Here is a 23885-nt window from a genome sequence, read left to right as displayed (position 1 = left end):
CTCCGGTCGCATTAGACGGCCACCTGGGCGCGAATGTGCGGGTGGGGGTCATAGTCGTCGATGGCGATGTCTTCAAAGCGGAAGGCAAAAATGTCCTTCACGTCAGGATTGAGCCTGAGCGTCGGCCGTGGCCTTGTGGCACGCGTTAACTGAAGGCGCGCCTGCTCCATGTGATTGCTGTAGAGATGCGCATCACCCAGCGTATGGATGAATTCCCCCGGTGCCAGATCACACACCTGAGCCACCATGTGGGTCAACAGCGCATAGCTTGCGATATTAAACGGTACTCCCAGAAAGATATCGCCACTGCGCTGATAAAGCTGGCATGAGAGTTTGCCATCCGCCACAAAGAACTGAAAAAGCGCATGACAGGGCGGCAACGCCATCTCATCGACCAGCGCCGGATTCCAGGCCGAGACAATCAGGCGCCGCGAATCGGGATTGGTCCTGATCTGCTCGATGACCCGGCTGATCTGATCCACTTCCCCGCCTTTGGGCGAGGGCCAGCTGCGCCACTGGTAGCCGTAGACCGGGCCCAGCTCGCCGTCATCATCGGCCCAGGCATCCCAGATCGAAACACCATTGTCCTTGAGATAACCAATGTTGGTATCGCCGCTTAAAAACCAGAGAAGCTCGTGAATGATCGAGCGCAGATGCAGCTTCTTGGTGGTCAGCAGCGGAAAGCCCTGTGAGAGATCAAAACGCATCTGATGGCCAAAAATGGCGCGCGTCCCCACGCCCGTACGATCATGCTTTTCCACGCCATGATCGAGCACCTGCTGCATGAGTTCGAGATAGGGCTGCATGTACTTGAACCGTTTATACCTGTGAAGAAGAACGCGCGTCGTCAACGTTTTGACGACGCGACCAGACTACCAGCACCGCGCCCAGAAGCAGCATGGGAACGCACAGCAGCTGACCCATGGTCAGCCAGTCGAAGGCGATAAAGCCAAGCTGCGGGTCGGGCCGGCGGAAAAACTCGACAAAAAAGCGAAAGGCGCCATAGCAGATCAGAAACAGTCCCGAGATCAGCCCGCGCCGACGCGGCGTTTGCGAGACGCTCCAGAGAATGCAAAAAAGCACGACACCCTCAAGGGCGAACTCATAGAGCTCGGAAGGATGACGCGGCTCGGGGCCATACAGTGGATACACCATGCCCCAGGCCACATCCGTTACCCGTCCGGGAAGCTCCTGATTGATGAAGTTGCCCAGTCGCCCGGCACCCAGACCGATGGGCACCATCGGTGCAATAAAGTCGGTGAGCTGAAAAAAGGTCAGCTGATGTCGTCGCGCATAAAGCAGTGACGCGATGAGCACGCCGATCAGGCCGCCATGAAAGCTCATGCCGCCTTCCCAGACCTTGAAGATCCAGAGCGGGTTGGCCAGAACCTGCTCCCAGCCGTAAAAAATCGCGTATCCGATACGCCCGCCCAGCACGACGCCCAGGGCGCCATAAAAGATGATGTCGCCGACCTGATCTTTTGTCAGCCCAAGCCGCGCCGCACGCACGCGGGACAGCCACCAGGCGCCAACAAACCCCACCACATACATCAGGCCATACCAGTGAATGGCCAACGGTCCAAGCGAGACCGCTACCGGATCAAACTGCGGATGATGAAACATGCAACCTTCCCTGCACAGGAGCCTATCAGACCCGACAACACCGCCCCTTTTCGGGGGATGCCAACGACAGCGGCGAGTCTACCATGAAGCCATCAGGCCTCGCGCCTTTACGCCAATGCTCGTCTGCCCGTGTCGGGCGCGTTAAGGTAGCCGCCTGACGACCAGGGGCCCGTTATGAGACTGCGCACCACCATATTGCTGACCATCATTTGTCCCCTGCTGCTCACGCTGGTCACGTTCAGTGCCGTGGCGCTCTGGGTACTGGAAGACAACATGCAAAAGCGCCAGCAGGAAGAGGTGCGACTGATTGCCCATGGGCTACGCCTGCCTCTGACCCGGGCGCTTTCCCATCATGACCCGCAGGCCCTGCAGGAAGGCTTGAGCACCACCTTTTCACTCTCAAGACTCTATGGCGCCTTTGTCCTGTCGACATCGGGTCAGCAGATTGCCGGCGTCGGCCTCGCCGGCGGCCTGCAGAACACGGCCATGTTGCAAAAGGCGATCAGTACGGCCAAAGAAGCAGAAGGCTATTCACAGCAGAGCGGACAAAGCTTCTATACCTATCTGCTGCCGATGACGAACGCTCAGGGTGACGTGCTGGGCATTTTGCAGATCAACCGGCTGACCACCGGCATCGAGCGCTACATGAGTCTCATGACCACCGTGGCCCTGCTGCTGGCTGCTATTGTCGGCATTCTGGTCGTGCTGATGGTGTGGTGGGGCTTTCGCCGCTATGTGAACCGCCCGGTCAACCGCCTCTATTGCAGCATGAAGGCCGTTCAGGGCGGTAATCGCCTGCACCGCATGACGCCCGGAGGCGCTCGGGAATTTCGCGAACTGGGGGAGGCGTTCAATGCCATGCTCGACGCCGTGGCTCATAAGGAACAGGAGGTCCGCGCGCAGCAACAGCAGCAGCTTGCACTGGAGCGCAGCCTGAAGAAATCCCGACGACTGGCAGAAATTGGCGTACTGGCCGCAGGGGTAGCCCATGAACTTGGCTCACCGCTCACGGTCATTGATGGACAGGTTCAACGTTTGCAGCGCCGCGATGATCTACCCGATGACGCCCGCCAGCGCCTGACGCGAATCCGCCACGAAACCCGGCGCATGGAGGCCACCATCCGCCAGCTGATGGACATGGGTCGTCGCCACACGCTGCATCCAGGGCAATGCTCCCTGGGAGAGATGATCCATGAGGCCGAGCGGCTGGCCCGCGATGCCCTGCATCTTGAAAAGGCGCATCCACGACTTGTGCTACATCTCCCCCCAGGGGATGCCATTACCGTGGATCGACAGCGCTTCCAGCAACTGCTGGATAATCTGATCAAGAATGCCTTTCAGGCCGGCGGTGATGACGTGGCTATTTCAGCGCACTATTCAGCCACCGGCGTGGTAATGCGCCTTGAGGATAACGGGCCGGGCATTGACGAAGGACACCGCAGTCAGATCTTTGACCCCTTCTACACCACCCGCGGCGCCGGCAAGGGAAGCGGCATGGGCCTGACGATCGTACACCGCGTGGTGGAAGATCACGGCGGCCACATCACGCTGGAAGAAAGTTCAATGGGCGGTGCTGCCTTCGTGATCACCCTGCCCGCCGAAACCCTGTTGCCGCCGGACGCCATCACGCCCGAGGACACAGCGCCTGATAGCGACAGGATGGAAACCACGGACCACATCGAGGATGCCATGTCACGGAAATTACGGCCATGACTGATCAGATCCTGATTGTCGAGGATGATGAGGCCATTCTCGAACTCCTTACCGAGGAGCTCGAGGAAGCCGGCCATATCGTCACCGGTGTCGACAGCGCCGAACAGGCCTTGATGCTGTCTGAAACCACCAGGTTTGACGTCATCATCAGCGATATCCGCCTGCCGGGCATGGATGGCATGGCGCTGCTGGCGTCACTGGCACAGCAGCCCGACCGGCCCGCCGTGATCATCATTACCGCCTTTGGCAGCATCGAACAGGCCGTGGATGCCCTGCAGCGCGGCGCCGACGATTTTTTGACCAAGCCACTGGATCTTGATCAGGTGCGCGCCAGCGTCGCCCGGCTGAGCCAACGACGCGTGCTGCAAAATCGCCAGCAGGACGGTGAGCATCGCGAGACCTTTCATCTGGACGAGCTCTCCAGCTGCACGCCCGCCATGTCTGCCCTTTTTGAGCAGGCGCGCCGGCTCGCTGCCCAGCAGGCCGCCGTTCTGATTCTGGGAGAAAGCGGTACCGGCAAGGAATTGCTGGCGCATGCCCTGCATCGGGAAGGCCCTCGCAGGGAAGGTCCCTTTGTGGCCGTCAACTGTGCCAGTATCGCCCCGGATGTCATGGAAAGTGAGTGCTTTGGCCACGTCAAGGGCGCCTTTACAGGGGCCATTGCCCATCGCCGCGGCCTGTTTCAGCAGGCCCATGGCGGAACGCTGTTTCTTGATGAGGTTGGCGACATGCCGCCGGCCCTGCAGGTCAAGCTGCTGCGCGTTCTGCAAACCCATTGCGTCAGGCCCGTGGGCAGTGAAGAGGAGCAGCAGATCGATATCCGCATCGTGGCGGCTACCAACCGCGCGCTCGCGGAGCGCATCGAGGCAGGGCTTTTTCGCGAGGACCTGTTTTATCGACTCGAGACCTTCAGTCTGACACTGCCGCCCCTGCGTGAGCGCCCCGATGACATCCCCCTGCTGGCAGAGCACTTCATTGACCGCTACCGTCGGGAGCAGGGACGACGCCCCATGACGCTGTCGCCTTCGGCCCTGTCATTGCTGTGGGCCTATCCCTTTCCCGGCAATGTCAGGGAGCTGGACAACGCCATTCTACGCGCCGTCACCCTGGCACAGGCAGATATCCTTGAACCCGATGACTTCCCTGAACGCTTTCGCCAGGCGGCCGCCACTTTCGAAGGCCATGACGCCAGGACCCAGGAGTGGCTCAGTCTTGAGCAGATGGAGCAGCGCTACATTCAGCGCGTGCTTGACGCCGTGGATGGCAACAAGCGCCGTGCCGCCGACATTCTGGGGATCGGCCGCAAGACGCTCTATCGTCGTCTGGAAGATCGGGAGTCCCCCTGACCTGCCATTATTCCATCCGCATACCAGAACATCCTCTCAGTATTGATTGGACGCCAGCGCATACCCGTTCTGACGCTGCTCATGTCGGCGGGCGCGCCGTTCGGACAACACCGTGGGGTCCCCCAGACACAGCAGCCTTGTCCAGCCGTTATGGCGCACCAGCAGATACATCAGCACCGGCAAGGTCACCATCAGGCACCAGCGCGGCGCCAGCGCCTCTACCATGCCGTGCTGATCGAGCGTGACCTGAATGCCCAGGTGCACAAACATGATCACCATGGAGGCTTCTCCCACCAGCCCCACAAGGGGGGCAACGAGCGGCAGGCGCGCCAGCTGTCGCGACAGCGCCATTAACACCAGCGTCATGGCAACCGCCCCCAGAAGGCTCAACACCGGCACTCCGTAATCGGCATATTTCATGTCCATCGTGAAATGTGGATCAGCGTGAACGCACCACATCGACAGTACGCCAATCCCTGCAGTCAGCAGCAATACGCGCGGCCTTTCGACATCAATCCGGTAATGCGCCACCAGATGCCCCAGATAAAAGCAGGGCGCGGCCATCAGAACCACGTTGAGATTGCCGATCAGCCAGAGCTCTCTGAAACCATACTGGTTCGCCATGGCAAGACACAGCATGCCCAGCATGACGCCGCCGGTGGTGCGCAATGACAGCCGCGTCATCAGCACATTGACCAGTTGCTGCGTGGCCCAGAAACAGGTCACGAACCAGAATGGCGACAGCCCCGATTCCAGATCCCGCCCGCCCAGTACCATCGCCAGCAGCGCACTGGAAAGTGCCTTTTCATCACCCGCTGCCTGATAAAGGGACGGGGCGTACAAAAGCGCCATGAAAAAGCCGTAAGGCACCAGCAGGTGCAGGCTCTTGCGGCCGAGATACGCCTTGAGATCGGCGCAGGGCCTGAAGAGATAACCGGCAATGATGAAAAAAAGCGGCATGTGAAACAAAAAGAAAAAATCCCGCACAAACCCGGACGTCATGTGGGCGTACACCACCATCATGATGCCGAGGCCTTTCAGGACATTAATCCATTCAAGTTTTTTAACCATGGTCAGCCACTGTCTGTTGACGTCATTGCCTCAGACAAAAGCAACGACCATGCCAGTCTTGACCACCATGGTAAAAAAATTCAAGCCACTGTTTTACATATGCTTTTATGAAGAAAGTCAGTAACAGGCAATGCCGAGCAGGCAGGGGGACTGTGTCATGACGACACATGGGTCGCCACGACACACGATGGGCAGGGGTCAAAATGACACGTCCGGGCGCCTGAATCAGTCCCGTGGCGGCAGCAGATGGGCCAGCTCCCACTCCTTCATGCGCTGATAAACCAGCTCACGCGTCTCGGTCAGGGAGTGCAGCGCCAGCACGTCGCTGACCAGACCCTGCGCCCCTTCCATCGACACGCGACGTATTGCGGCGCGCACGCGTGAAAGATTGGGGGCGTTCATCGACAGTACCCGATAGCCCATGCCCATCAATAACAGCGCGCCTATCGGGTCTCCTGCCAGCTCGCCACACACCGAGGCAGACACATTCAGCCGCCGGCTTTCACGAGCGATATGATCCAGCGCCCTGAGCACTGCCGGCTGAAGGGCATCATAAAGCGCGGAGACACGCGCGTTGTTGCGGTCCACGGCCAGCAGATACTGGATCAGGTCGTTGCTGCCCACCGAGAAAAAATCAACGCGCGAGGCGAGTGCCTCCAGCTGATAGATCACCGCGGGCACTTCAAGCATCACCCCCAGTAGCGGACGCTCGATCTGCACGCCATCATCACGCATCTCCTGTATGGCGCGATCCAGCAGGCGAGAGACCGTATCGACCTCTTCAACACTGGTGATCATGGGCAACAGAATACGAAGATTATCCAGTCCCTCGGCGGCTCTGAGCATGGCCCGCAGCTGCACCATCAGCACTTCAGGGTGATCCAGCGTCACCCGAATGCCACGCCAGCCCAGAAACGGATTGTCTTCCTCGATGGGGAAATAGGGCAGCGACTTGTCGCCGCCGATATCGAGCGTTCGCATGACCACAGGCAGGGGCGCAAACCCCTGAAGCTGCTCGCGATAGATCCGCGTCTGCTCTTTTTCACTGGGAAAGCGCTGATGCATCATGAAAGGCACTTCGGTGCGATAAAGCCCTACACCATCAATGCGCGCCGCAGGCGAGCCGCTCATCTCCACGGCCAATCCGGTATTGATCATCAACCGAATACGAAACCCGTCGCTGGTTTCACTCGGCAGCGACTGCTCGCTTTCGAGCATCGAGGTAAGCGCTTTTTCCTCCTCGATCATGCTCTCATAGCGCACCAGCAGGTCGGGCTGCGGGCGCAGGATCAGCCGACCTCGATAGCCATCAACGATCATGGGCGTACCGGCCAGCCGGGAAATGGGCAGATCGTTCATGCCCATTACGGCCGGAATCCCCATGGCCCGCGCCAGAATCGCCACGTGAGAGGTACTCGAGCCGCGCAGCGCTACCAGGCCCGCCAGCTTTTCACGCGGAATTTCACCCAGCTGTGCGGCGCTGATTTCATCACCGACCAAAATGGTGCGCTCGGGATAGACCGGCTTGCGGGCGTTGCTGTCCTTTTGTAGATGCGCCAGAACGCGACGCCCCAGATCACGAATGTCCGCGGCGCGCTCGCGCAGATAGTTATCATCCACGCGCTCAAGATAATTGACGTGGCGCTGCACCACCCGCGACAGCGCATAGGGCGCCCACTGGCCTTCACGAATTCGCTTTTCGACCTCATTGCCCAGTGCCGCGTCCCCCAGCATCTGCTGGTAGACATCAAACAGCGCCTGCTCCTGCGCCGAGATGCGACTGGCCAGCCGCTCCGCCGCCTGGCGGATATCGTGACGCACGCAGTCGATGGCCTCACGCAGTCGGAGGACCTCGGCCTCGATATCATCGGGCACGCGCTCGGGCACGGCCTCCAGATTGGCCGACGGCACCACCACAAAAGCCTCCCCGATGGCCATGCCGGGCGCCGCCGCAATGCCGTTGAGAAGGGCCTGGGTGCCGGTGTCGCTCAGTCGCGCCAGCGCACCGGTTGACAGGGCATGCACCAGCACGCCGGCCAACTGGGCCGCCATGGTGATCAGAAAGGCTTCTTCACCCTCGCCGAACTGGCGCTTTTCGCGCTGCTGTACGACCAGCACGCCCAGCACGCGACGCTGATGAATGATGGGCACGCCAAGAAAGCTTGAATAGCGCTCCTCACCGGTTTCAGCGAAGTAGCGAAAATGGGAGTGCGACGGCGCCTCCTCGATATTGAGAGGCTCTTCGCGCTGACCGACAAGACCCACCAGCCCTTCCCCCGGCTTCAGGGTGACCTGACCGATGGCCGAGGCATTCAGACCGATGGTGTCCATCAAAATGAAGCAGTCACGCTCGTCATCGCGCAGGTACACCGAGCAAACGTCGGTCTGCATGGCCTTGCGTATGCGCCGCACAATGATCGACAGCGCCGCATCCAGGCTGCGGGCGCCATTAACCTCCTGAACGATGCGGCGAAGAATTTCGAGCATGGCGTTATATTTTCATCCCTGTATATCTGCCATGCCCGCTCGCCTGTACACAGCAGACGAACGGACACGTCAATGGCCGCTATTGGCCGGCCGCATCCACCGAGCTCTCTTTTGGCAAACGCGGCGCCAGCTCTCGCAGGGCGCGCCGATAGACGTCACGCTTGAAAGACACTACCTGACCCAGAGGATACCAGTAACTGACCCATCGCCAGCCGTCAAACTCGGGCTTGGGCGTGGTATCCACACAAATGCTTGATTCCTGACATCGCATGCGCAACAGGAACCACTTTTGCTTCTGGCCAATGCAAAGCGGACGCGAATGGGTGCGAATCAGTCCCTTTGGCAGTCGATATCTTAGCCAGCCACGCGTACAGGCCAGTATATCGACGTCATCGGGATGCAGGCCGATCTCCTCTTTCAGTTCTCGATACAAGGCGTCATGAGGTGTCTCATCTTCCTTGATCCCACCCTGTGGAAATTGCCATGCATTCTGTCCTACCCGTCGTGCCCACAGCACCTGACCACCGCAGTTGGCAATAATGATGCCAACGTTGGGCCGGAAACCGTCGGGATCGATCACGACTTGCCACCTTTTGAAAATAGATTACAGGCATTCTTCCACAAAGCGCGAAAGCGCATCAATATGCTGCGCGCAGGCAGATGCGAGTTGTTGCGTGCGCATATTAAAGCGTGGTCATCTTTGTAATAATGAAATTAAACAAACTGACCCTTGCTCTTGATGGGAGCCTTGCCCTTGACGCTGGCCATTTTCGATCTCGACAACACACTGCTTGGCGGCGACAGCGATCACGCCTGGAACGATTTTCTGGTTGAACAGGGCATTGTCGATCGTGATCATTTCCGTCGTGAAAATGATCGCTTCCATCGCGCCTACGATGCCGGCACGCTGGATATCCACGAATATCTGGCCTTTGCACTCGAACCGCTGACCCGCCACAGCCTGGCAGAGCTTGACGAGCTGCACCGCCGCTTCATGAAAGATCGTATCGATCCCATCATTTTGCCCATGGGCGAAGCGCTGCTGGAGCAGCACCGTGCCCGCGGTGATCTGATTTTGATCATTACGGCCACCAACCGCTTCATTACCGGCCCCATCGCAAAAAGACTGGGCGTTGAGCACCTGATCGCCGTGGAGCCCGAGATGGAGGGGGGTCGCTACACAGGGCGCGTGGTGGGCATCCCGAGTTTTCGCGAGGGCAAGATCACTCGCCTGGAACACTGGATCAAGGCGCATGACGTCTCGCTTGAGGGTGCCTTTTTCTACAGCGACTCTCAAAACGATCTGCCACTGCTTGAACGGGTCGACAACCCCGTGGCCGTCGACCCGGACCCGGTACTGGCCGACCTCGCCAGACAGCGGCACTGGCAAATCATTACCCTGCGGGATCGCGACGAACGGCGTGATTCCCTATAATCAATATATCCATCGCGGAGTGTGTCACTTTGACACCATTGGTTGAACCGGACGGGCATCGACAAGCGCCCTCCCCGATCGGGGTCCGCCCTCCGGCCAGACCATGAAAGTGCCGTTCGACCCAGCGCGTCCTGTTTGTCATCGACCCATCCGTGACCATGATCCCTCGGTGTGTAATGCCCCGTGTCATGTCAGGATGATGGATCAGGACGCAAATCTCGCATCAAACCGAGCGTGAGAAGCCATGGCAGCAACGACGTATGATGTCCTTATCGTGGGTGGCGGCGTATCAGGCACTGCCCTTTTGTATGAACTGGCTCGATATACCGATGTGAACGCCATCGGTCTGATCGAGAAGTATGACAAGGTTGCCATCGTCAATTCGCATGGTCGCAACAACAGTCAGACCATTCACTGCGGCGATATCGAGACCAACTACACGCTGGACAAGGCGCGCACGACCAAGCGCACCGCCGGCATGGTCATCAATTTCGGCACCAAGCTGGCCGCCGCAGAGCGCGACAACATCATCTATCGCTACCCCAAGATGGTGCTGGGCGTTGGCGACAAGCAGTGTGATTTTTTGCGCAAGCGCTTTGACACCTTCCGTGAACTTTTCCCGAACATGCGTCTTCTGGAGCGCGACGATATCGCCGCTCAGGAGCCGAAGGTGGTGGAAGGTCGAGACCCCGCGGAAAAGATTCTGGCGCTGGGCTCGTCCGATGAATACACGGCCGTCAACTACACCACGCTGTCCGAAGCCTTTGTGAAATATGCCGAGCAGGATGCCGAGAAAAAGGGCATGACCTGCGACCTGCATCTTTCCACGCCGGTTCACAAGATCGAAAAGGAAGGCGACCTTTTCAAGGTCACCACGCCCAACAAGGGCACCCTGCAGGCTCGCTATGTCGTGGTCGCCGCCGGCGGTCACTCACTGCTGTTTGCCCACCAGATGGGCTACGGTCTGGACAAGTCCTGCCTGCCGATGGCCGGGTCGTTTTATTTCACGCCCAAGGTGCTCAACGGCAAGGTCTACACCATTCAGAATGAAAACCTGCCCTTTGCAGCAGTGCACGGTGACCCGGACGTACTGGTGGAGGACAAAACCCGCTTTGGCCCCACCGCTCTGATGCTGCCGCTGCTTGAGCGCTATAACAGCAAGACCTTTACGGAATTTCTGCGCGTTTTCCGCTTCGATGGTAGCGTGGCGAAGGTCTTCTGGGATCTGCTCAAGGTTCGCGATATTCGCAACTACGTGTTCAAGAACTTCATGTATGAAGTGCCAATACTGCGCGAAAGGCTCTTCCACCAGAGCATCAAGAGCATCGTGCCAAGCCTTCGTGCCGAGGATGTGACGTTTGCCAAGGGTTTTGGTGGGGTGCGCCCACAGCTAATCGACAAGACGGCCAAAAAGCTGGTCATGGGCGAAGCCAAGATCGATCCGGGTACCGGCATCGTGTTCAACATGACCCCCTCACCCGGTGGTACCAGCTGTCTGGGCAACGCCGAGAAGGACCTGTATCTGGCGCAGAAATTTCTGGGCTTTAACATCGACAAGGAAACCTTCGAGGGCGACCTGCTGATGGGTGAAGTCGAACTGCGTGGGCTTGATGAAGCCCCGCAGATGTCGCCCGAGAAGTCATCTCACGGTGAAGATCTTGATGCCGAGCAGCAAAAGGAAAAAGAGAATAAAAGCGTTGGCCCCGGCGCCTGAGGGTCGGCAAGCCACCGCTGGCATCAAAAAAGGCACCCAAGGGTGCCTTTTTTGTGTTGACCACACTGCTGTCGATACGGGGTGATCAGGCGCTGACGTTCAAACGCTGGCGCTTGAGGGCACTCAAGATCAGGCCGATCGTGATCAGGGCCAGCACAACGAATCCGACCAGCGTCCATGCGGGCAGGGACACCCCCAGAAAGCTGCCTTTAATGTCGGCGCACTCTCCCGACGAGCTCAACACGGTCGAAATCACGCTTTTCAGCGGCAGCACTTCCATCATGTAATCCAGCCCAGGTCCACAGCTGGGTACCTGATCTGCGGGAAGATGCTGCAACCAGACATGTCGACCGGCCAGAAAGATGCCCGCGCCGGCACCGATCAACGCCAGCAGACCATAAAGGCTGCCACCCCATCCTCGGGGATTATGCAGCGCGCCAATGATCAGCGGCACCAGCGCCGCCAGCACGGCTACCCGCTGAAAGGTACACAGCGGACAGGGCTCAAGCCCGAAGCCATATTGCAGCACCAGCGCGAAGGCCAGCATGGCAATACAAAAGACGCTGCCAACAAGACACCATTGGCGTGCTGACCGATTCAACAGATTCGTCATGCGTGATTCCCACCGATTTTACGTTGTCATTTCATTATTGAGCGCCATTATTGACCTTCAATTGACGCGCATGTTCGAAATAACGCCGCATAAAGGTCGAAAAATCAACATCGTCGCCCTCTTCCGTTTCACGCTGCTGCTGATGGGAGGTTTCCACCAGCTGATCAAGCAGTGTGTCGCGTGCCTGATCCATCGGCGTCTGCGCAAACCATTGCGCATGTTCACGGGCACGTTCCAGCGACCAGGTTACAAAATCGCTACCGCTTTCCCGCATCTGCTGATGCATGCGCCCGGCCGGCGTCTTCTCGGGGTGATGAATCAACGTACGCAGCTCGGCCAGGGCCTTTTGATGGGAGGCGCTGTCATCAGCGCTGTCCATCAGTTCGGCGATAGGTGCCATGGCCTCAAAAATTTCCTCCAGGCACTCGTGCAGGGGGCGATCACCGTGGGCGAAGGACAACATCAGTGACGCATCACGCCCACCACGAACCACGTGTGCCCGATTGTCATCGAGGCGGTCACACTCTTCATCATTGATCCAGGGGCTGGGCGACAAAAGACACCAGACCAGGAACGTGTCGATAAAGTGGATCTGCTGCTCATCGATGCCCAACGGCGTAAACGGGTTGAGGTCCAGGCAGCGCACTTCAATGTATTCAACGCCACGTGACTCCATGGCCTGAGTCGGCGTTTCATCGTGGCGCGCCACACGCTTGGGACGAATATCGCTGTAATACTCGTTTTCAATCTGCAGCATGTTGGCATTGAGCTGACGCCACTGCCCATCCACTTCAACGCCTTCGCGCTCATAGGCAGGCCATGGCGTCACAATGGCATGGCGCAGGGTGCCAATGTAGTTTTCAAGCGAGTTGAAACAGATGCGCAGCTGCGACTGCACCTTGTTCTGATAGCCCAGATCGCTCATGCGAAGCGTGGACGCCGTATCCGAAAGCTCCGTTTGCTCACCATGGGGCAGCAGTCCGGCATCACGTCCTTCAAGAAAGCTGCGATCCACGGCGGGGGAGGCGCCAAACAGATACATCAGCACCCAGCTGTTACGCCGGAAGTTGCGAATCAGGTCAAAATAACCGCGCGAGCGAAACGCCTGAGCCGACACCGCCTGCTGACCGTCAATGTCCTGCAGATGCGTCCAGAGCTCATCGGGCAGTGAGAAATTGTAGTGAATACCGGCAATCGACTGCATGATGCGCCCGTAGCGCATATCCAGACCGTTACGGTACACCCGCTTCATGGTACCCACGTTGGAATTGCCGTAATCGGCAATCGGCACGCTATCGTTGCCATCGAGCTCAGCTGGCATGCTAGAAGGCCAGATGAGCTCCTGGCCCAGATAGCGATAGCTGTAGCGATGCAGGTCTCCCAGAAAGGCGAGCGCATCCGATGGCCGGGAGAATACCGGCGTGATGTACTCCAGCAGCGACTCGGAATAATCGGTCGTGATGTAGGGGTGGGTCAGCTTTGAGCCCAGAGCATGCGGATGGGGCGTTGACACGATATGCCCCCGAGAATCCACGCGCAGCCCTTCCTTTTCAATGCCCCGGCGAATGCGGCCAAAAAGGCCCTGCTGCGCCGGTGCGCTCAATCCATCGATGCGGCGAGTGAATTGCTCGGACAAGGTTGAACACCTTCTCTTGCGGGAGCCCGCGCGCAGTAACCTTGTTGCGCGCATGCCGGCAGGTGGCCGGGACAGGCTCCGGAACTGTTTTCGTCGACCAACACCTGCTGACACTGCATCAGTCAGGCGTCGGCATCTGCCAATAGTGTGCTCATTATGAAGCGCGACTCGGCCCTTTCAAGCGCCAAAGTGTGCATGCTAACGAGTTTATCATGTCAACGTGTTAACGGTTTCGATCGCGTGGCTTGCCGGCACCCGCCTTGAGCAGTGCCGCTCCCAGCGCACCAATCGGCTCCGGTGAGGAGGCGGCCTCACTGCGGCGCTTTTGAGGTCTGCCCTGCTCACGGCGTCCGGCCCCTTCTGTCCTGCTGCCCTGCTCGGCCTCCGGGGTATCATCAAGGCGCATGGACAACGCAATACGCTGGCGCGCCAGATCGACGCTCATGACCTTGACCCTGACCACGTCACCGGCCTTGACCACCGAGCGCGGGTCCTGCACGAACTGGTGCGACAGTGCCGAAATATGCACCAGACCATCCTGATGGACACCAACGTCCACGAAGGCGCCAAAATGCGTCACATTGGTGATGACGCCTTCCAGCACCATCCCGGCGACCAGATCGCTGACCTTCTCGACGCCTTCCTGAAACTGTGCGGCACGAAACTCGGGGCGCGGATCACGACCGGGCTTTTGCAGCTCCTTTAATAGATCGCTCACCGTCGGCAGACCGAAGCGCTCATCGACGTACTCCGCCGCGCGAACACCGCGCAGAAAATCGCTATCGCCGATCAGCGTCTGCAGGTTGCGGCGCCCGGCTTTTGCGATGCGTTCTGCCAGCGGATAGGCCTCGGGATGAACGGCCGATGCGTCCAGCGCATTGCTGCCGCCGTTGATACGCAAAAAGCCCGCGCACTGCTCAAAGGTCTTGGGCCCCAGACGGGTGACTTCAAGAATCTGGCGACGATTGTCAAAGGCGCCATGACGGTCACGCCAGGCGACGATATTGTCAGCCAAGGTATTGTTAAGCCCCGACACGCGCGCCAGCAGCGCCGAAGAGGCCGTATTGAGATCCACCCCTACAGCATTGACACAGTCCTCGACCACGGCGTCCAGCGAGCGCGCCAGCATCAGCTGTGAAACGTCGTGCTGATACTGGCCCACGCCAATCGATTTCGGATCGATCTTGACCAGCTCGGCCAGCGGGTCCTGCAGCCGTCGAGCGATCGACACGGCGCCGCGGATGGTGACGTCCAGCTCTGGTAGCTCGCGCGAGGCGAACTCGGAGGCAGAATACACCGAGGCGCCGGCCTCGCTGACCATGACCCGGGCAATGTCCTGCCCCTTGAGCCGATCCAGCAGGTCGGCGGCCAGCCGGTCGGTTTCACGACTGGCCGTGCCGTTACCAATGGCCACCAGCCCGACATCATGTTTTTTACACAGCCCGGTCAGCGTGACCAGCGAGGCTTCCCACTGGTTGCGCGGGGCATGGGGATAAATGGCCGTGTGATCGACCACCTTGCCGGTGGCATCCACCACTGCCACCTTGACGCCGGTACGAAGGCCCGGATCAAGCCCCAGCGTGGCGCGTGCGCCAGCAGGCGCTGCCAGCAGCAGGTCCTTCAGATTATCGGCAAACACACCAATGGCTGTAGCTTCTGCCTGTTCACGCAGCTGACCCAGCAGCTCGGTTTCCAGATGCGTATAAAGCTTGACCCGCCAGGTCCAGCGCACCACCTCCTTCAGCCAGCGATCGGCAGGCCGGGCATGGTCACTGATACCAAACTCGCGCGCGATCTCGACTTCGCAGGGATGAACGGGGGCCTCATCTTCATCGGGCAGCTTGAGGGCCAGACCCAGCACCCCCTCCTGGCGGCCACGAAACATGGCCAGCGCCCGATGCGAAGGCGTTCTGGAGAGTTTTTCACGATGATCAAAATAGTCCGAGAACTTGGCCCCGCTATTTTCCTGACCGGCGAGCATCGTGGACACCAGCTCGGCCTCCTGCCACAGCCGCTCCCGCAGCCGGCCGACCAGCGCCGGGGACTCGGCAAAGCGCTCCATCAGAATCTGCCGGGCACCATCCAGGGCAGCGCGGGCATCCGTAATGCCCTGCGCCTCGTCAAGATAATCGGTCGCCAGCGCTTCGGGCACCAGTGAGGGATCGTTCAACAGCGCATCGGCCAGCGGCTCGAGTCCTGCCTCTCGAGCGATCTGCGCCTTGGTGCGCCGTTTTTTTCGGTAAGGAAGATACAGGTCTTCCAGTCGCTGCTTGGTATCAGCCGCCAGAATATTGGCCCGCAGCGCGTCATCGAGCTTGCCCTGCTCCTCGATCGAGGACAGTACCGTTTCGCGGCGCTCATCGAGCTCGCGAAGATAACGCAGCCGGGTTTCAAGAAGGCGTAGCTGGCTATCGTCAAGGCCGCCGGTGGCTTCCTTTCGATAGCGCGAGATGAATGGCACGGTGGCCCCTTCATCGAGCAGGGCGATGGTGGCCTCGATCTGGGCAGGACGAACCGCCGCCGCACCGGGCGCTGCACCAAGCTCTGCCGCCAGACGCGTGGCCATTGAAGAAATCTGTGTCATGAAAACGCCTTCCCTTCCGAACAGGGCGCCAGGGTATCACAAACCATGAACCGACGGGATAACGCCTGAATCAGGTCAGCCTCTGTAAAAAAATGGCGACAGCTCGAAAGCTGTCGCCATGCGGGTCTGCATATCAGCAGGAGGGGCGAGAGGTACCCGAGGCTATATTCAAGCCAGACGCGTTTTAAACCGGACGTCCTTCAAACCAGGCGCGGCCCGGCCTGGGTAATGGCCTCATCCACACCGTCAAAACGGCTGAAATTATCTATAAATTTCTCGATCAGAAGCCGCGAATGCTCCTCGAAGGCCGCCTGATCCTGCCATGCCTTGCGCGGGTCCAGCAGGGTGGCATCCACGCCCGCCACGGCCAGTGGCACCGACAGATTGAGTCCGGGCAGTGTGGCCGTCTCGGCATCCTTGAGCGCGCCACTTTGTATGGCACTGATGATGGCGCGGGTGGTGGGGATGCTGAACCGCTCTCCGCTCTGCCCGTAGGCACCGCCGGTCCAGCCTGTATTGACCAGATAGACCCGCGAATCGAAAGCCTCGATACGCTTGATCAAAAGCTCGGCATACTCATGCGCCGGACGGGGGAAAAACGGCGCGCCAAAACAGGTAGAGAACGTGGCCTCCAGAGCGCTGCCGGCGCCGATCTCGGTCGACCCGACTCGCGCGGTATACCCGGAGAGAAAATGATAGGCCGCTGCCTCGCGTGACAAAATCGAGACCGGTGGCAGTACGCCGCTCATGTCACAGGTCAAAAAGACAATGGCACTCGGCTCGCCGGCCCGATTGTCGACGGTCCGCTTGTCGACGTGCTCCAGCGGATAGGCGGCCCGGGCATTCTGGGTCAGCGAGGCATCGTCGTAGACAGGCGAGCGGTCGTCATCGAGCACGACGTTTTCAAGCACTGCCGGAAAGCGAATGGCTCGATAGATGATGGGCTCATTTTTTTCGCTTAGATCAACGGTTTTGGCATAACAGCCGCCTTCGAGATTGAAGACAGTCCCCTCACCCCAGCCATGCTCGTCATCACCGATCAAATAGCGTGACGGGTCGGCAGAAAGCGTGGTCTTGCCCGTGCCAGAAAGCCCGAAAAAGAGCGTGGTTTCACCATTGTCACCCACGTTGGCGCTGCAGTGCATGGGCAGCACGTCCTTTTCCGGCAGCAGAAAATTCTGCACCGTGAACATCGCCTTTTTCATCTCACCGGCGTAGTGCATGCCAGCAATCAGCACGCGACGACGGGCAAAATTGATAATGACCGTACCGTCGGAATGGGTATGGTCACGCTCGGGCTGACAGACAAACTCCGGCGCGCTCATGATCTGCCATTCACCCTTGTCGCGCGGATTGAATGGCTGCGCTCGCACGAAGAGATTGCGTGCAAAAAGGGTATGCCAGGCATACTGGGCCATGACACGAATCGGCAGATAATGCTCGGGATCCGCCCCGACATGCAGCTCGGTCTCGAAGGCGCCCTTATCGGCCAGAAACTCCTCGACCCGCTCCCATAGCGCATCGAAATGCTCGCCGGAAAAGGGCCGATTGACGCGCCCCCAGTCGATCTCGTGACTGGTGGAGGGCTCATCGACAATGTAGCGATCAACAGGCGAGCGGCCGGTACGACGTCCGGTTTCTGCAACCAGCGCGCCATTGGCGGCAAGCCTTGCTTCGCCACGCGCGATGGCATATTCGACAAGCTCTGCAGCACTGGCATTGATACGAGGGGTACGCATATTCGTTGTCATGTCTATCCCGGGCATAAGCCGTTCTCTCTCGTTAAGCGGATGGGCACTTGCTATCTGCCTCTCGCGTTATATTCCCGTCTGACCTGATGCTGCCTGATGCAACGTCGGGCATACGGTAAAGCGTATTATGACCAGATCGCTTCAAGGGGAGAATGTATCACGGTGGCATGACGCACAAAGGCACAGCGCGCCGCACCTTTAAAACAGGCACAACGCGCCGGCCCGGAATAGACGATTTTCAATGCAGCGTTGGCGAGGGGGCATCAGGCGATTCAATCAAGGCCTCGATATCTGCGGCGGTGAATACGTAGTCCGTGTTACAGAAGTGACAGGTCGTACTCAATTCACCCTGCTCTTTGACCACCGAGCGCAATTCCTCGGCACCCAGCTGATGCAGGGCGCTTGCAAAACGCTCGCGGGAACAGGTGCAGCCAAAGCCGATTTGATCAGGTTCAAAGACCCGGATCTGCTCTTCATGAAACAGACGCACCAGAACCTCACGCGCCGGCAGCTCCAAAAGCTCTTCAGACTTGAGGGTATCGGCCAGCATATTGAGTCGCGGCCAGGCGTCTTCATCCGTGAGGCTGTCATCTTCAGGAAGCTTTTGAAGCATCAGCCCGGCAGCATGCTCTTTTGAAGCAGACAGCCACAGCCGGCTGGGCAACTGCTCGGAACGCTCGAAATAGCTTTCAAGACATTGCGCCAGGGAGTCCGCTTCCAGCGCAACAATGCCCTGATAGCGCTGTCCCTCATGCGGATCCAGCGTCATGACGATGTGGCCTTCCCCGACCAGCGCCCGAAGGGTGGCACCTTCATCCGGCAACGGCTGATCCTCGGCAAAACGAGCAATCGCCCGCAGCCGCTGGCCATTGTCGCCATGGCCGGGGTTGGACTCCGCCATCAAAAGGCTGACCGGGCCATTGCCCTTGACCTCCAGGGTCAGAACGCCATCGAGTTTAATGGTCGCGGTCAAAAGCGCCACGGCCGCCAGCATTTCACTGAGCTGACGGTTGACCACATCGGGATAGCCGTGGCGATTGATGATGTCCAGACAGGTGTCGTCTGCCTTGACCAACTCACCACGGACGTTGGTGTCATCAAAAATAAAGCGTTGAATATGATCCATGAGTCGCTCAATAAGGAAAAAGGGGGATCGGCGCGGCAGGCATGGCCATAAAGGACCCGTTTACCAGAGCACCGTACAAGGGCTAGGAGTCATCGTGCTGGTGACGCTGAAAATTCTGAATATCGCGACGGGCCCGACGGTCCGGGCGCCCCTTCGGGGGCTGCATGCTCTTGTCCATGCGGCGAATTTCAGCTTCGCGGGTACGACGTTCGATGCTTGCCGGTGTCTCACGGTAAAGCGCCTGAGCCTCGGAAGCCCCGCGCCGCTTGTCGCTGACGTCGATGATTTCCACCTCAACGCGGTCCCATCCCTGCGGTAGCGCCAGCAGCGCCCCGGGTTCAACAATCTTGCTGACCTTGGTGCGCGCGCCGTTGTAATGAACCTTGCCACCATCAATGGCCTTTTGCGCCATCCCACGAGTCTTGAAAAACCGGGCTGCCCAGAGCCATTTATCGAGTCGAACCTGTTCGCTCATGCCATGTCTCCACACCGTTTCTGAAAGTCAATATGGGGGCAAAAGCCATGCTCTCAAGCCCTGTGATGGCAGGGTCAGAAAGATGCTGCCCACAATACAATGCGATAATGTGTAGCACAGGCATCGAGATCGCATCGGATTCGCCGCTCCCGTCTTTTGAAGCATCCGGAGGTAGAGACATGTCCCCATCAAAAAAGCCTGAAATCGGACGGCGGCGCAGCATCGCCCAGAGCCGGCTTTTTGCAGTTGAAGCGCTGGAGCTTGAATTTTCCAACGGCGAACAGCGCACCTTCGAGCGTCTGACCAGCAACGGACAGGGCGCAGGGGCCGTCATGATCGTGGCGATGCCGGACCCGGATCATGTGCTTCTGATTCAGGAGTACGCCGTCGGCATCGAAGACTATGCCCTGACACTCCCCAAGGGCGTGATCGATCCGGGCGAGGACATTATTACGGCCGCCAATCGCGAACTTCGTGAAGAGTGCGGCTATGGCGCGCACGTGATCGAGCCGCTTATCGAACTGACGCTGGCGCCCAATTACATGACCCACCGCATTCATGTTGTCATGGCCACCCAGCTTTACGAAGAACAGTTGCCCGGTGATGAACCCGAGCCTCTGATTGTCGAAAAGCATGCCATCGAAGACATTGGCGCCCTGCTCACACGTGGCGATTTTCATGAAGGACGCGCCATTGCGGCCCTGTTTATTGCCAGAGAACGGCTTCGTGAAAGGCAGGAGTCGCCCGATCCCATGTTCTGGTAACCCAGGATCCTGACCGGCTCGGCCTTTTCCTGCTTTATTATCATTGACGCCAAGGAAAAGGGCCCGGCCGCTAACGCGGCCGGGCCCTTTCAAATCAGGATCAATGCAGTGACTGCATTCAATCCGGGATCAGTTGGATGGGCTGGCACCATGCTCTGTAGTGTCGCCATCCTGCATGGGATCCGTAGATTCCATCTGTGCGGAATGCCCCTGTCGACCGGTCATGGTCGCATCAGCATTTTCGATGCTGGTGCTGCCCATCGAATCGGTGCTGCCCATGCCGTCGTCACTCATGCCTTCCATGTCGTTCATTTGAGCAGAGCTGCCGTTTCCAGCCTGCCCAGTCTTGGTGACATCGGCACTGGTCGCACTGTGATCCATGGTGCTGGTGGATTCAGTGGATGCCGCGCCTGTCATTTCCTGACCCTTGTTGGCAGCGCTGTTATGAGTAGCTTCACTTGAAGCCATGACAGACATGGCAGGCAGCACAAAAGCGGCGCAAAAAACGGTAGCAATAACTTTCTTCATGGATACTTCCTCCAGAACTCTGATTTTCGTTCCGGCACACAGGCACATTCAGGCCACAGCACCGGCTACACAGATACTTCCTGCAACAACGCCCAAGCGATGTTGTAGTCTGCCTGTCATGGCATGGGAGGCAGTCACAGCGGCACTCTGCAGGATACCGCTGAGTAAGTAAGCGTAAAGTTAGGGCACAAACCGCAGCCTGTCAAAGTGCTGTACAAAGGAGGTAAAGCCTGGGTAAAGAAACCTGTGCCGTAAATGCAAAAGCTCTTGCGCGCCCCTTTCCGGCATTTACTGTTCCTCATGGTAAACTCACCGTACTGCGTGCCCTGTTTCGAATTATCGGCTCATTTCATGTCTTCAAGGTCTCTCCACACTCCTCTTTCCCCTCGGGATAAACATGCCTTTGCCTGTCTGGGCAGCGACCGTCTTCGCTGGTCGATGCGGCGTGTGCGCTTTCAGGAATGGCTCAAATCGTCATTTCAACAGCGCGTGGGCATCCCCCTTGAAGAGCTCTGGTTTCAACGCTGGTTGAAAGGCCAGCCCGGCAGCACCCAGCTTGAAAAGGCAGGCCTTCCTCGACGTTCCATCGAAAAACGTCTGGGCCAGCATCTGATCGTGCATATCAATCCGCGGGACATGATTCGTGACGTCAATTTCAAGGGCGTTGGTGGCAAACGCCCTTCCTCTTCGGCCTTTCTCTGGGACGGCGAATGGGATGAAAGCCGCGGCGATCTACGCCATGGTTCGCGCTATGAGTTCATCACCGACCTGGACGAGCACCGAGACGACCTGACACAGACAAAGCGCTTTCAGACGCATGCCGCGCGTTTAAACGCAGGCAAGCCATGGGCCTCGGCACATGAAGGCATCCTGCTCGACAGCGAAGCGAAAATTCTGGCTTATCTGGAAATCTATCTGGGGTTTCTCGACGACATGGCCTGCCACGGGTTTAACGCCAGCCGCGGCAAGGATGCGCTGGGCGTGGTCGTGACGCGTGAAGGCCATCTGCTCAAGATCAATCGGGGTCTTCACCGACTGGCGATGGCGCAGCGTCTGGGGCTACCGACCGTTCCGGTCACCGTGCGTGCCGTACATCGGCAATGGTGGGAAAAGGTGACAGCAGGCACTACCGGGCAGGTCGCTCTGGATCGCCTGGCCAGTGCCCTCAAGACGTGTGCGCCCGAAATGCGGCCCGGCCGGCTCGACCCCAGGGCAGACCAGGGCCCGATCAAATGGCCCATGCCGCGTCGGCCGATTCAATGAACGCCAACTGGCCCTGCCTGACACAAGGGACTCCTGTTTCCGCCCGGAACCCTCTACGCTAAAAGCGCCCTCTCAAAGGAGCCTTTTATGCATCATTTTTATAATCAATCGGAACATCTGGTCAGCGAGCTGCTGGAAGGGCTGGCCATGTCGACCCACGTGACTCTTTCCGACCATCGTGATGCGCGCATCGTGATGCGTTCGGACTGGCATCCCGAGCGTGAAGGTCGCCAGCAGGTGGCCCTGATTTCGGGCGGTGGCTCAGGCCATGAGCCGACACACGCAGGCTTTGTGGGTCGCGGCATGCTGACAGCGGCCGTGGCCGGGGATGTTTTCGCCTCCCCGGGCGTGGAAGCCATCCTTGCGGGCATCCGCGCCTGCTGCGGAGCCGCCGGCTGTCTTTTGATCATCAAGAACTATACCGGAGACCGACTCAACTTCGGGCTGGCTGCTGAACGCGCGCGCGAAGAAGGCTTCCAGGTTGAAACGGTGATTGTGGCCGATGACGTGGCGCTGCCGGATACTCCTCAACCACGCGGGCTGGCCGGTACACTGCTGGTCCACAAGATGGCCGGTTCTTGCGCCGAACGGGGCGATGATCTCGGAACGGTTCATCAGGCGGCGCGTGTTATGGCCTCACGTGTACGTTCCATGGGCATGGCACTGTCGAGCGCCACCCTGCCCGGGCAGGAAGCATCTTCTCGCAAGACCCCGGAACTGGGGCTGGGTATCCATAATGAACCCGGCGTGCGTCAGGTTAACCCTGATAGCGCCGATGACGCCGTAATGCAGGTTCTTGAGGCACTGGGCCGTCCCGATAACGGGCCATGGGTGGCAATGCTTAACAACCTGGGGGGCTGTGCCCCGCAGGAGATGCAGATTCTCAAGCGCGCCTGTCTTGAGCAGCTGGGCCTTTCCAACGTGGCGTTGATGATGGGTCCGGCCGCGCTGATGACCTCGCTGGACATGCACGGCTTTTCCATCACGCTGGCCCCTGCCGATGAAGCGACCCTTGAAGCACTTCTTGCCCCCGTTGAAGCGCCGGCCTGGCCCACACCGCAGAAGGTGCATGAGATCGAGACCTTCTCGCCACGCTTCAGTCAGCGACCCTCGCCCGGTGAAGGCCGGCATGATGAGACGCGCGGCCATCTGATCGCCCATCTTGCGACCACGCTCAAGGACAGCGAGAAAGCGCTGGACGAGCTCGATGCCAAAGTCGGCGATGGTGACGCCGGCGCTACCTTTGCCGCGGGGGCTCGCGCGGTCCTGAAAGCGCTGGATGAGGGGCAGCTCTCTACCGGTGAAGACGCGCGTCTGGCCAGCGAGCTGGGCCATCTCTTTGCCACTGCCATGGGCGGCTCAAGCGGTGTACTGCTCTCGATTTTGATGACCAGCGCCGCCCAGCGGCTCGAAGACGATGCCGACTGGGCTGATGCCCTGCAGGCCGGCATTGAGCGAATGCAGCATTACGGCGGCGCACAGCAGGGGGATCGCACCATGCTGGACGCCATGATTCCTGCCATCGAGACGCTGACCGACGGCCAAAGCCTTGAAGCGGCAGCAAAAGCGGCCCGCTCGGGCGCTGACGAGACCGCCAGCATGCGCAAGGCCGGCGCCGGGCGCTCGTCACTGGTTCCGGAGCAGGCGCTGGAGGGTGTTGTCGACCCGGGCGCCGAAGCCGTGGCCCGTCTGTTTGAAGCCCTGGCCGATCGCAATAGTCACCGCTGAGCTTTTGAAAGAGGTATTAAAAAAGCCG

General features: G+C 59.1%; 19 protein-coding genes. 7 read left to right on the top strand and 12 right to left on the bottom strand.

The window, feature by feature from the left end; translation table 11 throughout:
- Nucleotides 1–11: 11 nt before the first annotated feature.
- Together KSP9073_RS12210 and lgt are read right to left on the bottom strand one after the other, a co-directional pair.
- Complete coding sequence (locus KSP9073_RS12210; RefSeq protein ID WP_108843223.1) at nucleotides 12–806, bottom strand: thymidylate synthase; 795 nt, start codon at nucleotides 804–806, stop codon at nucleotides 12–14.
- Between the two features lie 13 nt (nucleotides 807–819).
- Nucleotides 820–1623, bottom strand: coding sequence for a prolipoprotein diacylglyceryl transferase (gene lgt, locus KSP9073_RS12205; protein WP_108843222.1), 804 nt, complete (start codon nucleotides 1621–1623; stop codon nucleotides 820–822).
- Nucleotides 1624–1797: 174 nt separating this feature from the next.
- On the opposite strand from lgt, the gene KSP9073_RS12200 reads away from it, so the two are divergent.
- Both KSP9073_RS12200 and KSP9073_RS12195 read left to right on the top strand, forming a co-directional pair.
- The gene (locus tag KSP9073_RS12200; protein WP_108843221.1) at nucleotides 1798–3336 is read left to right on the top strand and encodes a sensor histidine kinase; all 1539 of its coding nucleotides are present in this window, start codon (nucleotides 1798–1800) and stop codon (nucleotides 3334–3336) included.
- Nucleotides 3333–4682: a sigma-54-dependent transcriptional regulator gene (locus KSP9073_RS12195; protein WP_108843220.1), complete on the top strand. Its 1350-nt coding sequence runs from the start codon at nucleotides 3333–3335 to the stop codon at nucleotides 4680–4682. Before KSP9073_RS12200 ends, KSP9073_RS12195 begins: the two co-directional genes overlap by 4 nt.
- A 36-nt stretch (nucleotides 4683–4718) precedes the next feature.
- Here KSP9073_RS12195 and KSP9073_RS12190 read toward each other — a convergent pair whose 3' ends face one another.
- The 3 genes from KSP9073_RS12190 to KSP9073_RS12180 form a co-directional block, all read right to left on the bottom strand.
- A complete protein-coding gene (locus tag KSP9073_RS12190; protein ID WP_108843219.1) occupies nucleotides 4719–5753 on the bottom strand; it encodes an acyltransferase family protein in 1035 nt (344 codons plus the stop codon).
- Nucleotides 5754–5978: 225 nt separating this feature from the next.
- A complete protein-coding gene (gene ptsP / locus KSP9073_RS12185; RefSeq protein ID WP_108843218.1) occupies nucleotides 5979–8240 on the bottom strand; it encodes a phosphoenolpyruvate--protein phosphotransferase in 2262 nt (753 codons plus the stop codon).
- A gap of 79 nt (nucleotides 8241–8319) precedes the next feature.
- A complete protein-coding gene (locus KSP9073_RS12180; RefSeq protein WP_108843217.1) occupies nucleotides 8320–8820 on the bottom strand; it encodes an RNA pyrophosphohydrolase in 501 nt (166 codons plus the stop codon).
- Between the two features lie 174 nt (nucleotides 8821–8994).
- Between KSP9073_RS12180 and KSP9073_RS12175 the strand changes: the two genes are divergently transcribed.
- Both KSP9073_RS12175 and KSP9073_RS12170 read left to right on the top strand, forming a co-directional pair.
- Nucleotides 8995–9675: a histidinol-phosphatase gene (locus KSP9073_RS12175; protein WP_108843420.1), complete on the top strand. Its 681-nt coding sequence runs from the start codon at nucleotides 8995–8997 to the stop codon at nucleotides 9673–9675.
- A 244-nt stretch (nucleotides 9676–9919) separates the two neighbouring features.
- Nucleotides 9920–11389, top strand: coding sequence for an FAD-dependent oxidoreductase (locus KSP9073_RS12170; protein WP_108843216.1), 1470 nt, complete (start codon nucleotides 9920–9922; stop codon nucleotides 11387–11389).
- Between the two features lie 85 nt (nucleotides 11390–11474).
- On the opposite strand, the gene KSP9073_RS12165 is transcribed toward KSP9073_RS12170, so the two are convergent.
- From KSP9073_RS12165 to KSP9073_RS12140, 6 genes are all read right to left on the bottom strand, one after another.
- Nucleotides 11475–12002 (bottom strand): disulfide bond formation protein B, encoded by a 528-nt coding sequence (locus KSP9073_RS12165; RefSeq protein ID WP_108843215.1) that lies wholly within the window; start codon nucleotides 12000–12002, stop codon nucleotides 11475–11477.
- 34 nt (nucleotides 12003–12036) lie between these two features.
- Nucleotides 12037–13692, bottom strand: coding sequence for a glutamate--cysteine ligase (gshA, locus tag KSP9073_RS12160; protein ID WP_108843214.1), 1656 nt, complete (start codon nucleotides 13690–13692; stop codon nucleotides 12037–12039).
- A 169-nt stretch (nucleotides 13693–13861) separates the two neighbouring features.
- Nucleotides 13862–16222, bottom strand: a complete 2361-nt coding sequence (locus KSP9073_RS12155) for a Tex family protein (RefSeq protein ID WP_108843213.1) — start codon at nucleotides 16220–16222, stop codon at nucleotides 13862–13864.
- A 200-nt stretch (nucleotides 16223–16422) separates the two neighbouring features.
- Nucleotides 16423–17973 carry a phosphoenolpyruvate carboxykinase gene (locus KSP9073_RS12150; RefSeq protein WP_108843212.1) on the bottom strand — a complete coding sequence of 517 codons (1551 nt, stop codon included), beginning with the start codon at nucleotides 17971–17973 and terminating at the stop codon, nucleotides 16423–16425.
- Nucleotides 17974–18211: 238 nt separating this feature from the next.
- Nucleotides 18212–19099: an Hsp33 family molecular chaperone HslO gene (gene hslO / locus KSP9073_RS12145; RefSeq protein ID WP_108843211.1), complete on the bottom strand. Its 888-nt coding sequence runs from the start codon at nucleotides 19097–19099 to the stop codon at nucleotides 18212–18214.
- An 82-nt stretch (nucleotides 19100–19181) separates the two neighbouring features.
- Nucleotides 19182–19574 carry an RNA-binding S4 domain-containing protein gene (locus KSP9073_RS12140; RefSeq protein ID WP_108843210.1) on the bottom strand — a complete coding sequence of 131 codons (393 nt, stop codon included), beginning with the start codon at nucleotides 19572–19574 and terminating at the stop codon, nucleotides 19182–19184.
- 179 nt (nucleotides 19575–19753) lie between these two features.
- On the opposite strand from KSP9073_RS12140, the gene nudE reads away from it, so the two are divergent.
- Nucleotides 19754–20338, top strand: coding sequence for an ADP compounds hydrolase NudE (nudE, locus tag KSP9073_RS12135; RefSeq protein ID WP_108843209.1), 585 nt, complete (start codon nucleotides 19754–19756; stop codon nucleotides 20336–20338).
- Nucleotides 20339–20467: 129 nt separating this feature from the next.
- On the opposite strand, the gene KSP9073_RS12130 is transcribed toward nudE, so the two are convergent.
- The gene (locus KSP9073_RS12130) at nucleotides 20468–20866 is read right to left on the bottom strand and encodes a hypothetical protein (protein ID WP_108843208.1); all 399 of its coding nucleotides are present in this window, start codon (nucleotides 20864–20866) and stop codon (nucleotides 20468–20470) included.
- 351 nt (nucleotides 20867–21217) lie between these two features.
- Here KSP9073_RS12130 and KSP9073_RS12125 point away from each other — a divergent pair, with 351 nt between their 5' ends.
- The gene (locus tag KSP9073_RS12125) at nucleotides 21218–22129 is read left to right on the top strand and encodes a hypothetical protein (RefSeq protein WP_243409226.1); all 912 of its coding nucleotides are present in this window, start codon (nucleotides 21218–21220) and stop codon (nucleotides 22127–22129) included.
- A gap of 87 nt (nucleotides 22130–22216) precedes the next feature.
- On the top strand, nucleotides 22217–23857 hold the full coding sequence (locus KSP9073_RS12120; protein WP_108843207.1) for a dihydroxyacetone kinase subunit DhaK: 1641 nt from the start codon (nucleotides 22217–22219) through the stop codon (nucleotides 23855–23857).
- Nucleotides 23858–23885 lie beyond the last annotated feature (28 nt).

The organism is Kushneria phyllosphaerae, from assembly GCF_900312995.1.
Classification (GTDB): domain Bacteria; phylum Pseudomonadota; class Gammaproteobacteria; order Pseudomonadales; family Halomonadaceae; genus Kushneria; species Kushneria phyllosphaerae.
This window is presented reverse-complemented; position numbering and strand designations above follow the sequence as displayed.

Bases quoted from the DNA above. Each gene is read 5' to 3' on its own strand.
- KSP9073_RS12210 (WP_108843223.1), bottom strand. From the start codon at position 806: ATGCAGCCCTATCTCGAACTCATGCAGCAGGTGCTCGATCATGGCGTG.
- ptsP (WP_108843218.1), bottom strand. From the start codon at position 8,240: ATGCTCGAAATTCTTCGCCGCATCGTTCAGGAGGTTAATGGCGCCCGC.
- KSP9073_RS12140 (WP_108843210.1), bottom strand. From the start codon at position 19,574: ATGAGCGAACAGGTTCGACTCGATAAATGGCTCTGGGCAGCCCGGTTT.
- nudE (WP_108843209.1), top strand. From the start codon at position 19,754: ATGTCCCCATCAAAAAAGCCTGAAATCGGACGGCGGCGCAGCATCGCC.
- KSP9073_RS12155 (WP_108843213.1), bottom strand. From the start codon at position 16,222: ATGACACAGATTTCTTCAATGGCCACGCGTCTGGCGGCAGAGCTTGGT.
- KSP9073_RS12195 (WP_108843220.1), top strand. From the start codon at position 3,333: ATGACTGATCAGATCCTGATTGTCGAGGATGATGAGGCCATTCTCGAA.
- lgt (WP_108843222.1), bottom strand. From the start codon at position 1,623: ATGTTTCATCATCCGCAGTTTGATCCGGTAGCGGTCTCGCTTGGACCG.
- KSP9073_RS12150 (WP_108843212.1), bottom strand. From the start codon at position 17,973: ATGACAACGAATATGCGTACCCCTCGTATCAATGCCAGTGCTGCAGAG.
- KSP9073_RS12200 (WP_108843221.1), top strand. From the start codon at position 1,798: ATGAGACTGCGCACCACCATATTGCTGACCATCATTTGTCCCCTGCTG.
- KSP9073_RS12170 (WP_108843216.1), top strand. From the start codon at position 9,920: ATGGCAGCAACGACGTATGATGTCCTTATCGTGGGTGGCGGCGTATCA.
- KSP9073_RS12165 (WP_108843215.1), bottom strand. From the start codon at position 12,002: ATGACGAATCTGTTGAATCGGTCAGCACGCCAATGGTGTCTTGTTGGC.
- hslO (WP_108843211.1), bottom strand. From the start codon at position 19,099: ATGGATCATATTCAACGCTTTATTTTTGATGACACCAACGTCCGTGGT.
- KSP9073_RS12130 (WP_108843208.1), bottom strand. From the start codon at position 20,866: ATGAAGAAAGTTATTGCTACCGTTTTTTGCGCCGCTTTTGTGCTGCCT.
- gshA (WP_108843214.1), bottom strand. From the start codon at position 13,692: ATGCGCGCAACAAGGTTACTGCGCGCGGGCTCCCGCAAGAGAAGGTGT.
- KSP9073_RS12190 (WP_108843219.1), bottom strand. From the start codon at position 5,753: ATGGTTAAAAAACTTGAATGGATTAATGTCCTGAAAGGCCTCGGCATC.
- KSP9073_RS12120 (WP_108843207.1), top strand. From the start codon at position 22,217: ATGCATCATTTTTATAATCAATCGGAACATCTGGTCAGCGAGCTGCTG.
- KSP9073_RS12125 (WP_243409226.1), top strand. From the start codon at position 21,218: ATGTCTTCAAGGTCTCTCCACACTCCTCTTTCCCCTCGGGATAAACAT.